The organism is Nocardia takedensis NBRC 100417 (assembly GCF_000308695.1).
GTDB classification, from domain to species: Bacteria; Actinomycetota; Actinomycetes; order Mycobacteriales; family Mycobacteriaceae; genus Nocardia; species Nocardia takedensis.
This window is the reverse complement of the sequence record NZ_BAGG01000227.1, coordinates 1-10,326: the sequence shown is the minus strand read 5'-3', so window position 1 is coordinate 10,326 and position 10,326 is coordinate 1. Positions and strand designations below refer to the sequence as shown.

At 67.7% G+C, this 10,326-nt stretch carries 10 protein-coding genes; 4 read left to right on the top strand and 6 right to left on the bottom strand.

From position 1 onward, the window contains the following. Window positions 1-115 precede the first annotated feature (115 nt). Together ON30_RS28620 and ON30_RS28615 are read right to left on the bottom strand one after the other, a co-directional pair. On the bottom strand, window positions 116-544 hold the full coding sequence (locus ON30_RS28620) for a hypothetical protein (protein ID WP_051030095.1): 429 nt from the start codon (window positions 542-544) through the stop codon (window positions 116-118). A 45-nt stretch (window positions 545-589) separates the two neighbouring features. Beyond that, window positions 590-1,957, bottom strand: coding sequence for an NAD(P)/FAD-dependent oxidoreductase (locus ON30_RS28615; RefSeq protein WP_040712286.1), 1,368 nt, complete (start codon window positions 1,955-1,957; stop codon window positions 590-592). Window positions 1,958-2,419: 462 nt separating this feature from the next. On the opposite strand from ON30_RS28615, the gene ON30_RS28610 reads away from it, so the two are divergent. Next, window positions 2,420-2,755 carry a hypothetical protein gene (locus ON30_RS28610; protein ID WP_245554261.1) on the top strand — a complete coding sequence of 112 codons (336 nt, stop codon included), beginning with the start codon at window positions 2,420-2,422 and terminating at the stop codon, window positions 2,753-2,755. Here the strand turns inward: ON30_RS28610 and ON30_RS28605 are convergent. Together ON30_RS28605 and ON30_RS28600 are read right to left on the bottom strand one after the other, a co-directional pair. Next, window positions 2,692-3,693 carry an MAB_1171c family putative transporter gene (locus tag ON30_RS28605; protein ID WP_040712285.1) on the bottom strand — a complete coding sequence of 334 codons (1,002 nt, stop codon included), beginning with the start codon at window positions 3,691-3,693 and terminating at the stop codon, window positions 2,692-2,694. The genes ON30_RS28610 and ON30_RS28605 overlap by 64 nt on opposite strands. Window positions 3,694-3,712: 19 nt before the next feature. Then, complete coding sequence (locus ON30_RS28600; RefSeq protein WP_051030094.1) at window positions 3,713-4,222, bottom strand: hypothetical protein; 510 nt, start codon at window positions 4,220-4,222, stop codon at window positions 3,713-3,715. A 351-nt stretch (window positions 4,223-4,573) separates the two neighbouring features. Here ON30_RS28600 and ON30_RS28595 point away from each other — a divergent pair, with 351 nt between their 5' ends. Both ON30_RS28595 and ON30_RS28590 read left to right on the top strand, forming a co-directional pair. Beyond that, window positions 4,574-5,737 (top strand): spirocyclase AveC family protein, encoded by a 1,164-nt coding sequence (locus ON30_RS28595; protein ID WP_040712284.1) that lies wholly within the window; start codon window positions 4,574-4,576, stop codon window positions 5,735-5,737. 37 nt (window positions 5,738-5,774) lie between these two features. Continuing rightward, window positions 5,775-6,260, top strand: coding sequence for a hypothetical protein (locus ON30_RS28590; RefSeq protein WP_040712282.1), 486 nt, complete (start codon window positions 5,775-5,777; stop codon window positions 6,258-6,260). Between the two features lie 599 nt (window positions 6,261-6,859). Here ON30_RS28590 and ON30_RS41845 read toward each other — a convergent pair. Together ON30_RS41845 and ON30_RS28585 are read right to left on the bottom strand one after the other, a co-directional pair. Then, complete coding sequence (locus tag ON30_RS41845; RefSeq protein ID WP_281004758.1) at window positions 6,860-6,985, bottom strand: hypothetical protein; 126 nt, start codon at window positions 6,983-6,985, stop codon at window positions 6,860-6,862. 142 nt (window positions 6,986-7,127) lie between these two features. Then, window positions 7,128-9,350, bottom strand: a complete 2,223-nt coding sequence (locus ON30_RS28585) for an SMI1/KNR4 family protein (RefSeq protein ID WP_040712281.1) — start codon at window positions 9,348-9,350, stop codon at window positions 7,128-7,130. Between the two features lie 541 nt (window positions 9,351-9,891). Here ON30_RS28585 and ON30_RS36470 point away from each other — a divergent pair. Then, a partial coding sequence (locus tag ON30_RS36470) for a thioesterase family protein (RefSeq protein WP_169334961.1) occupies window positions 9,892-10,326 on the top strand: 435 nt, incomplete at its 3' end.

Genomic DNA, 10,326 nt, shown 5'->3' with positions numbered 1-10,326 from the left:
AAGACGACAACGCGCAACTGCGCGCCGCGAACGCCGACCTGCGTGACGGGCGCGAACCGCCTACCTGAGCGGTCTGCGCATTCGTGCCGCTGTGCGGGTCGTGCGGCGCGGCGCTTCAGGAGTCGTGTTCGATGTGGGGGCCGGATGCCGATGGTGGCGGGGCGATGCCGTTCTTGATCAGTGGCACGATCGCCGACCGGATGAAGGTCTTGGCGGCGTGGTCGTCGACGAAATCGGTGGGGCCCTGCGGGGTGAGCATGATCGAATGGGTCAGGCGCGCGACGAGTTCGGCGACCGGGCGCGGGTCGTAGTCGCCGATCAGGCCGAGTTGTTGGGCGTAGGCGATCACCGCGGCGATGTAGTCGATTCCCAGTCCGACCCTGGATCGGGCGAATTCGGTGATGTAGGGCAGCGCCTGTTCGCGGCTCAGATGGCGCAGGTCGGCGACCAGGCCGTGTTCGCGGGTCTGGGTCAAGACGTGGAAAACGGCGTCGGTGATCTGATCGTCGATGTCGTCGTGCACCACTTTGCGGAACGCTCGCATGACCGGGCGGGCCTTCCTGGCTGCACAGGATCTACGGGACAGCGTTCAGTGACCGACCGGCTCGATCCGGGAGCGAGGGGTGGTGTCCGGCGCGGGGGCGAAGAGGGGACGCAGTGATCGATACCGGCGTCGCGTCTCCCGGCCGAGAGTGGAGGTCAACTCGGTGAAGCCCGCCGCGCGAGACCCTGGCGCGCGCAGCATCGTGAGGATGGCGGCCCCGACATCGCCGGGGTGCATCAGCTGGGTCGGGGTGCGGCGGTGACTGTAGAGCCGCAGGTACTCCTCGAGCCGTCCCTTGCGGGCCAGCACCTCCAGCAGGGCCGGGTAGACGGCGGGGATCGCGCCGGCGCACCCGATATCGGCGGCCATCCAGTAGAAGTCGGCGTACCGGCGATCGCGGGCGCGACCCCAGGCGGCGAGTGCCCGATCCAGCCGTTGGGCACCGTGGTCCGGGAGCAGGTCGCCGACGATCTCGGCGACCTGCTCCGCCTGCGCGAAGGCGTCGGCGATCCCGCGGCCCACCGACGGGTCCTTGAAGTGGCCCGCATCGCCGATCAGCACCCAGCCCGGGCCGGTCGGCTCCCGGAAGTAGCCCTCGAAACCGGTGATCCCGTAGACCTTGTCGACCTGTCGCGCATCGGCCAGCGCATGCGCGATCGGCGCGCACCCCGCGGCGTGCGCCAGCACGGAGGCGCGCAGGTCGGTGCGAAAGTGCGCCCGCTCGTGCCGCTGCGGGGACACTCCGACGAGGTAGCGGCCGCTGTCGGCGGGGCCACCGAAAACGTGCCGGTCACCCCAGCGGTGGAAGACGAACGTCGGCTCCTCCCACCGCGCGTTCTCGAAATAGGTGTAGTAGTACCAGCGTTCGTTCTCGGTGACGTTGTAGCGGCGCGCACCGCACAACCGGGCGACGGCGGACCCGCGCCCGTCCGCGCCGACGACCAGGCTCGCGTGCACCGCCTGTTCGGTGCCCCCGTGGCGCACCCGGACCCCGCCGACCCGGCCGCTCGCGTCGCGCACGATGCCGGTCACTTCGGCGGCCAGTCGGAACCGAGCCCCCGCGGCGACGGCGGCGTCGGCCAGTATCGGGTCCAGGACGTCGCGGCGGACCGCCACCGCCCCACCGACATCGCCGGGTTCGAGGGGGTAGTCGATGATCGCGTGGAACTCGTCCACCCTGCTGTCCACCCGGTTCATGAACGGCGCACCGGTCGATCCGATTTTTCCGGTGAGCCCGATCCGATCGAGGAAGGTGACGGCATCGGTCTGCAGAACGTGGGAGGACAGGGTGTTCCGCAGCGCCTTGGCCTGCTCGAGTACGAGCACCCGCAGTCCGCGTCCGGCCAGCAACGTCGCCAGTGCGGAGCCCGCGCAGCGTCCGCCGACGATCACGACGTCGTAGCATTCCGACATGCCGGTGATCCTGCCGGTCGGACACCGAGTGCGCGCGCCGACCGGTCGGTTTGTGAGCGCCGCGCTCCGGCGTCGGGGGTTCGTCGCCGAACCGGCGCACACCGGCGCGCCGTGGCCGCGAACCCGCCCTCCGCAGACAGACGCGACCACCGAAAAGCGCTGTCGCCGAATATCACCGATCGCAACCGATCCGCGGACCGTCCTCCCGTCGATCGAGCCACCCCGCACTCTCTCCGGCACCCTGCGGAATTATGTGCCGACCCCGGCGGATGTAGTCGAAATGACAGCTCGAATCCGCCCGACGCCCGCCGTGTCCGCCTATGAACAGCCTTGGCCCAGACCGTTCACGCCGGAGGGGCGGACCTCTCGGCGGCGCGGCGGTATCGTGCCTGGTCCGGTGACATCTCGACCCTCCACTGGTAATGTTCTCCGGTTCGGCACTGCATAGGGAATGGGAACGAAATGACCGTTGATGCAACAGATTCCGCGTCTGCCGCGGAGACTCCACTGTGGCTGCGGGGCCGCGACGCCGTGGTCGCGGCGGCCGCGCCCGAGCACTGGCGCGACGGAGCGCCGGACTACCACCTGACCGAACTCACCGTTCCGCGCGAACGGACCACCCGACACGCGCCGGGCTCGCTCGAGGCGATCGTCGAAGACCTGGTTCGGGTCTTCGAGATGGAGATCTCACACAAGAAGGACCCGGCGACGTGGGTCTCGCTGGTGGCCGAACACTATCGTGGCCGCGTCAACGGCGGCCCGTGGCAGGATGCCGAGGAATTGGCGGCGACGGCGTAGGCGAGAGCGTGTGCGTATCGGTTCATCGACGCCTCGAAATCGACCGTGTCGGTCGGGGCCTGGACAGGCATGTATGCGCGGAGATGCAGCAATGTGTCGTGGATTTCGATGCTCATCCGGTGGATGCGCGGCGTCGGGGGTTGTTCGGCGAGTTCCACGGCGGTGTGCAGGACGAGGTGGGGCGCGATGGCTGTGAGGTCTCGCCACAGCGGGAGCAGTCGGCGTGCGTCGCGGCCGGAGCGATCCCATTCGAGGTGGCCGAGCAGGTGCTTGATCATCGGGATCGCGGTGACCAGGGCGGCGGTGCAGGCGGCGGCGAAGAAGACCACTCCCGTGCAGTTGCGCGGCTTGTAGGTGAACAGCCCGGTGAAGTTCGACAGTGCCGCGACTACGGGCACGTAGACCGCGTCGACCGCGATCGCGCCGGCCGCGAAGAAAACGGAGGCGTAGACGAGTTTCTCATGGGTGCAGAGGTTCACCCTGCGCGCTTCCCGGACGCAGGTCGAGAGTATCCGCACCGCGCACACGACCAGTGCCGCACCGAACAGCGTCCAGAACACGAACACCGTCGAGCCGGGGGTGCGATCGATCGGGACGCCCTCGGCCCGCGCGGGCGTGCCGACCACCAAGAGCAGTGCGAAGACGGTCGCGAAGCCGAGGTCGTAACGACGCTGGCGTCGCTGTGCGTTGCTCGGGTCCGCTCCGTTCCACAGGCCGGTCACCCCGAAGATCCCGGATAGGACCGCGAGGACGGCACCGAGCGAGAGCTGTTGCAGCAGTCCCGCATTGACCGCGACGGCGGTCTGCACGTGCAGGAACATGCCGAGGGCGAGCCAGGCCAGCGACCGGTTGATGAGGCGGTCGGTGGGGGTGTGGTGAACCAGTCGCCACCGGGCCGCGGCGACGGCGACGACACGGTGATCACAGGCAGGCTCCACTCGGCGGGCAACAGCGGATTCATGGTCGACGGCCGCCGAGCAGACTGTGGCGCATCGAGGCCCTCGAGGGCGCGGGGCTGCCTGCGGCCAGGGCTGTCGCGTCGGCGAAGGCTTCAGCGTGCCTTTCGATCTCGTCGTCGTAGGCGTTGCGGGAAAGCACGTCCTCGATGCTCTGCGCTGATATCGACGGGAGCAGTGCCGCGAGGGTCGCGCCGGTGTGCGGGTCGGCGGGGCGCGGGCGGCGGTCGTGTCCCAACAGCATGTGTCCGATCTCGTGCAGCACGATGTGCTGGGCGTGCAGTGCTACAGCGTCCTGGTCGTAGACGATGATGTCGTCGTCGCGGCGGCGGATCCACAACCCGGTGCCCGCTCCGCATCCGCCGGTGAGCGCCGCCGTGGACAGCGCGGTGAGGGTGATCGGGCGACCGCGGTGCGCCGCGACGGCCGCGACGTAGGTCTCCAGGTGCCAGGGCCGCGGGATCGGCACCGACTCGTGCAGTTCGCGCAGCAGCTCTCGCAGCCTCACCATCGATCGCCGATCGTCACGTCTGGTCCCACCCTCGAAGATCGCGGCGGTGGTTCGTGCGCCGCTCGACGAGAGCAGACATTACCCGTCGTGTCGGCGACACCCCGGACCGTCGGCGGGGTGACCGCCGATCGTGCGGCGTACGTCAGCGCGCTACCTGAAACGAATCCGAGAAACCGCTAGTAACTCTGGATACTCATTGGTATCTTGAGGAGGGCTCCGAGGCCGCCCCGTAGCGGATGTCGCTGGAAAAGGCGAACTTTCGTATCTACACGGCCGGGTCGAACGCATCGCCGTTGCCGTCGCGATCCGACCCGGGAGCGCTGTTGCACGCAATCCAGAAGGGACAGTCGCATGAGTGAACTGTCGAACAAGAAGCCTTCCGAGGTCGTCGAATCCGCCGGGAACGTCGCCACGCTCGGCAACGCGAAACCGCAGACGAGCAAAGCCGTGCTCATCTGGGCCGCCCTCGGGGCGTTGATCCTGGCGGTGCAGGTGTATGTCTGGACCAGATGGGTCACCGGGCCCTATTTCGAGCGGGTGCCGACCGGTCCCAGTGATCCGCCGATGCTGATGAAGACGATCCTGAGCATCTGGACCGGCGCGATCATGATCGGCTTCCCCCTCGGGATCTACTGGTGGATCATCAGACCCTGGCGACGGGAACGCCGGGTCACCCTCGACGGCATCCTTCTGGTGTCCATGGGTCTGATGTGCTTCCAGGATCCGTTCCTGAACTATCTGAACACCTGGTGCACCTACAACACCTGGCTGTTCAACATGGGTTCCTGGACTCCGTATGTGCCGGGCTGGGTCTCGCCGGAGGAGCCGGGCGCGCAGGTCGCCGAACCGCTGTTGATGAACGTCCCCGGCTACGCGTGGGGTGTGCTGTTCATCACGATCGGCGTATGTTTCTTCATGCGCAGGGTCAAGTCCCGGTGGCCCGGGATCAGCAACCCGCGATTGATCGGCGTCACCTTCGCGTTCGCGATCGTCCTGGACTTCGTCATGGAAGCCTGCCTGCTGCTCCCGCTCGGGCTCTACACCTACCCGGGGGCCATCCAGGCGGTGTCGATCAACGCCGGACACTACTACCAGTGGCCGATCTACGAAGGCGCGATGTGGGGCGCGGTCCAGACGGGCCTGGCGAGTCTGCGCTACTTCACCGACGACCGCGGGCGCACCGTGGTCGAGCGCGGTTTGGAGCAGGTGCGCGGTGGAGTCGTCCGCCAACAGCTCATCAGGTTCCTGGCGATCTTCGCGGCGGTGAGCGCGATCTTCTTCGTCTTCTACAACATTCCCGCGCAACTGGTCGGCCAGCACGCGGACCCGTGGCCCACCGACATCCAGAAACGGTCCTACTTCATCGGCGGCATCTGCGGCGATGGGACCGACAAGCCCTGCCCCCATCCCGATCTGCCGATGCCGCGCAACGAGTCCGGCTACATCGACACCGACGGTCGACTCGTCCTTCCCGACGGGGTCCCGATCCCCGAGATCGTGCCTTTCGAGCGATAGTTCCCGAAGCCGACCGCGCCCATCGCCGGGTGCGTTCGTGCTCGTGGTCCTCGGTGATCTGCGGGTCGACGGCGCGTACACCGATACCGACGATCCGGAGACCTTCCTGCTGGTGACCGGCGACATGCGCGCACGCGACGTCGTCACTTCCGGATGGCTCGAAGTGCACGGCGACCTGAGCACCGACCGACTGATCGGCGATTACAACGACTGCGCGGCCCATATCGGCGGCGACGTGCTCGTGACCCTGTTCTACGGGGAGGAGCACTACTTCACCATCGAAGGCGAACTCGCCGCCGACGTCGTCATCGGCGTTCCCAGGTTGATGATCGATGCGGAACCCGAGTGTGTCGACCTCACCGACCCGGCGCTGCTCGATCATTTCGATCGGGAACTGCTGCGGGTGCTCGAGGACACCGACGCCGACGGGGCGCCCTTCCTCGACCTGGACGGCATCGCCGACTTCCGTGCGGTCAAACGCCGGGTGATCGCCGGCGAACCATTGCGATGCGGCGGCGAGTGACCACTCGATTCGCGGACCACAACCGAACGCCAAGGTTTCGATAGGTCGGGGCCACTACTTGCGCGGCATGAAGGCGGATATCGGATCCGTCGTGAGCATGGGTGGGGATCTGTGAAACGCATTCTGTCCGCTACGGCGGTGGCGGCGCTGGCCGCGGTCGTCGCGACCGGTTTCGCCTCGGGTAACGCCGGGGCGGCGAGCGAAGTGGATGGTCTATCGCAGCGGGTCCTTCGACATCGCTGTTCCCTATGTCGAGGGCGCGGGACTGTTCGCCCGCGACAACAGGGATCGCGACAACGACTGGGTGAAACTCTGCAGCTACTGAAATCCGAACCGCGCGCGGCACCGCAGCTACGAATGTCCGGGTTTCGCCCGCGTCGTGTCCTGTCGAGCGGACGATCAGGTGGCGACATCGTCGTGGCGATTCCGGCGCAGCGTGGAAGTCGGTGGGGTGCGGATCGCGGAGTCGGCGACCTCGGGCATGGTTTGCGGGACTTTCGTCGGTGTCGTGGGTCCGAATAGGAGCGGAAAGTCCACGCTGCTGTGCTGCCCGTGTCCGAGGACCGCCCGGTGTGGCTGGGACCGGCAGTACTGCACCATCATCGTGTGTCGCGGAGGGCGGTGATGATGTGGGCGTCGGTCTTGGACCGTGCCGGGTAGAGGTCGGCGATGCGGCCTGTCCCCATCAGCGGTTCGTCGACGCCACCGGTACCCGGCGACACCACCCCCGGATCACGGGTTCGGCAGGGGTGTAGTCATACCGGGCCCGGTGACCGTGGGCCTGGTCTCAGGCCCACGAATGAGTTACCAGGGGAATGTAGTAGGCGGTGACTCGATCGCTCCGAGGGGTGGGTTCATCGCCGTTGCCTAGCTGTGGGACTCGAGATTCCCGGCCGCTGGGGAAAGCTTGCGGGATACGGCGGCGAGGAGTCGCCGTTCGGGGGTCATGATCGTGCGCAGGACGGGGTCGGTGACGAGCACGGTCGGCATGATCCGCAGCGGTGAGCCCGGGCGCCATTCCGGCAGGGCGCGGCGCAGGACATTCCAGGCGTCGTCGGGAAAACCGAGTTCCACGAGGTCTCTCGCGACAGCGAAGACCCGATCGAACGGTGCGGGATCGGGCAGCGGCTCGGTGATGAGAGTCGCGGCGAATTGCTCCCAGGCGGTGTCGTATCGCTCGGTGTGACCGGCGGGTTGCTCGGGCATGTCGGCGTATTCGGCGATCATCTGAGCGAAGGAGACGGTGGGACGGATCGCACCGGGTAGTGCCACGGCCAGGTACATGGGGATGAGATCACCGCGCAGGTGGGCGTCGTCGATGGCCGACATGACGTGTTTGTTGGCGAGCACGTCGTTGCGCAGCAGGGACTCGTGCGAGGAGGTCCCGGACACGGTGAACAGCCGCAGTTGCGCGAGCAGGTAGCCGGCCTCCGCGGAGCCTGCGTTGTGTGCTCGGGACAGCGTCTCGTCCGCCGCGACCACGTCGCCGACCGCGGCGTGGTGGCGCGCCTCGGTGAGCAGGGCCTCGACGTCGGCGTCGGTGTCGGCGGGACGCCCCTCCTGGGCGCGGAATTCCGTGAGCATTCGGCGTTGTTCGGCCAGCAGGGCAGCGAAGCTGTCGTAGCGTTGGGGCGGGTCGCCGTCGGAGGGATGCCAGGTGTAGGCGGCCCATTCCCCGTCGACCACGTCGCCGGGATCGAGAAACCAGTGGTCGCCGTCCTCGCTGCCGCCGATCCGCAACGCGCGCACCAGCAGGGCGGCCAATTCGTCGTGGTCGCCGAATATCTCGACGAGTTCGGGTTCGGCCTCCCGCAGCCAGAGCAGTTCGGCCGAAGACAGGACGCGTTCCCCGAACGCTCCGGCCTCTATCAGGCCATCGGTGGCCTGATAGAAGCAACGCAACGTCGGAGGCAGTTCCGTGGCGAGGCGGGTTTCGAGTTGTTCGAGGGTGGCGGTGTCGGCCGGGGGCCGGGTGAGACCGGTCGGTGTGAGTGCCACGTCTTCGAGATCGTCCTCGTCCGCGGTCCGCAGCCACTGGTCGCTGTAACTGTCGACCCACCGTCGCCACTGGTCCGCGGTCGCCGGAAGTGCGGTGGATGTTGGAACCGCGGTGGACGCCGTGTGGTCCGTCGCCGGTGCCGGAGGCGCTGTGGTGACCCGCTCCTGTACGAGGAATCCGCGCAGGGCGACGGGCGTGGTGTCAGGGCGGTGGTACCAGCCGAGCAGCGACGGCGGCGGTTCGGGGCCCTCGGCGGTGCGCAGACGGAGGCCACCCAATTGCAGGTGCGGTGATCCGGCATTGGCGAGGATCCGCAGCCGGAGCTGTCGGCAGGTGCGCGGGTGCTCGATCGCGAATGCTCGCGAGCTCAGACGGCCGGCGAACCCTTCGCCCTGGCGTCTGTCGAGTACCACCCACTCGTGGCCGCAGAAGCCGAGCATTTCCCAGTCCCGGGGATCGCGGTCCGGCGCGTCGTCGGCGCTGTCGAGTTCGTAGCCGACGATCGTGCGCTCGGCGTTCACGGTCAGCACCAGCTCGGCGCGGGGCGCTGGAGCGAACCATTTCGTGGCGGCCGAGCCGTCGAGCAGAGTGCTCGCGATCTCGATCCCGTCCGGATGTTCGGCGTCGGCCTGGATGTCGACCACCGTCGCGAGATGACCGTCCTGGAGGGTGGGCTCGAAGACGATGTGCCCACTGTGTCCGTCGTGGGTGCGCCACGACAGCCCCACGGGTAAGCGGCCCGCTGCCTGCTGCCAATACAGATTCAGCGGATTATCGGGGTGCTGCGGCAGCCATTGTGCGGCGTCGCCCTCGAACAGCAGATAGACCGCGGGGTCCGGGCCGGGTCCTTCGGCGACCGGTTCACCGCGCAACTCCCACCTCTGACCGTCGGACCACCGGTGTACGCCTACCAGGTCGGGCAGTGTCAGCGATGCCTCGTCGCCGTCGTCGGTGCGCCAACCGATCTCCGACAGATCGGCGTCGACACCGCCACGCTCGATCCGTACCGCCAGATCTCCCGCGGGGGACCAGCCCGCACTGGAATCGGGCGGACGCCGGAACAACCGATACCGTGGGACACCGGAACTCATTCGCACTTCCAATCATCGACCCTCGCGCGCACCTGGTCGCGCGGGCAGGATGCGCGCAGGCCGTGCAGAGCATGGTCGCTTTTCGTCCGGCTCGCAACCGGGCAACGACGAATCGAACTGCCGCACAGGCAGTTATGGCGTCGAAGCCGACGGCCGTGGTGCGGCGAGTTCGTTGCTGAGGCGGTGACGAATCGGCAGACCGGCGTGCTGACATCCCAAGGTACTGGAACGCCAGGCGCGGCGCTTCGCGCAGCAGCTGTCCGTCCTACAGTCGGGCCTTCGCCGCACCGGAGTTCGGTCAGGAGTAGACGTCTGATTGCCCTTGCGCCAACGCATTCGGAGTAGACAAGCCACGCGGTCGACGGCCGTGATGTCGGATCTGGCCGCGGCGCTCTACGGCGCGCCGCTACCGTACCTGGCGCTGATCGTGGTTCTTCAATACATCGGGCCATGAGCGAGGAGTCCGACGCCGTGGCGGCCGCTACGAACGCGGACGGTTCCGGCCGACGCGCTCGAGTAGGTGGTCATCGACCATCTCGGGATGAACGTCGAGATCATCGACCGCAACGGCTACGGCGACCCGGACCGGGTGCATCGGTCGGCCTACCATCTACTCCTCGACCAGGGACGGTTCTTCACCCCCGCAGCCCGACCCGGCGGGATGAAGTCGATCTACGGCGCGGAGAGGACACAGAGGACCACCGCCGCCGATCCTGATCCGATCGCCCGCACTGCGGCCCCGGTGTGCGGCTTCGCGCACCGGTATCGCAGGATCGTGAGCATGGCTACCGACCTCCCCACCGTGGCGCAGCTCCGCGAGATCCCGGCCACGCTCACCGCAGAGGTGACCGAGCGCGAGATCGACGCCAACGGCCACATGAACGTCGTCTACTACCTGCGGCACGGCATCGTGGCCGCGGACGCGCTGCTGCGCACCACCGGACTGGACGACCGCTACCGCGCCGAACGCGGCTTC

Coding starts and splice junctions, on each gene's coding strand:
- ON30_RS28620 (WP_051030095.1), bottom strand. CDS start 544: ATGCGAGCGTTCCGCAAAGTGGTGCACGACGACATCGACGATCAGATC.
- ON30_RS28615 (WP_040712286.1), bottom strand. CDS start 1,957: ATGTCGGAATGCTACGACGTCGTGATCGTCGGCGGACGCTGCGCGGGC.
- ON30_RS28610 (WP_245554261.1), top strand. CDS start 2,420: ATGACCGTTGATGCAACAGATTCCGCGTCTGCCGCGGAGACTCCACTG.
- ON30_RS28600 (WP_051030094.1), bottom strand. CDS start 4,222: ATGGTGAGGCTGCGAGAGCTGCTGCGCGAACTGCACGAGTCGGTGCCG.
- ON30_RS28595 (WP_040712284.1), top strand. CDS start 4,574: ATGAGTGAACTGTCGAACAAGAAGCCTTCCGAGGTCGTCGAATCCGCC.
- ON30_RS28585 (WP_040712281.1), bottom strand. CDS start 9,350: ATGAGTTCCGGTGTCCCACGGTATCGGTTGTTCCGGCGTCCGCCCGAT.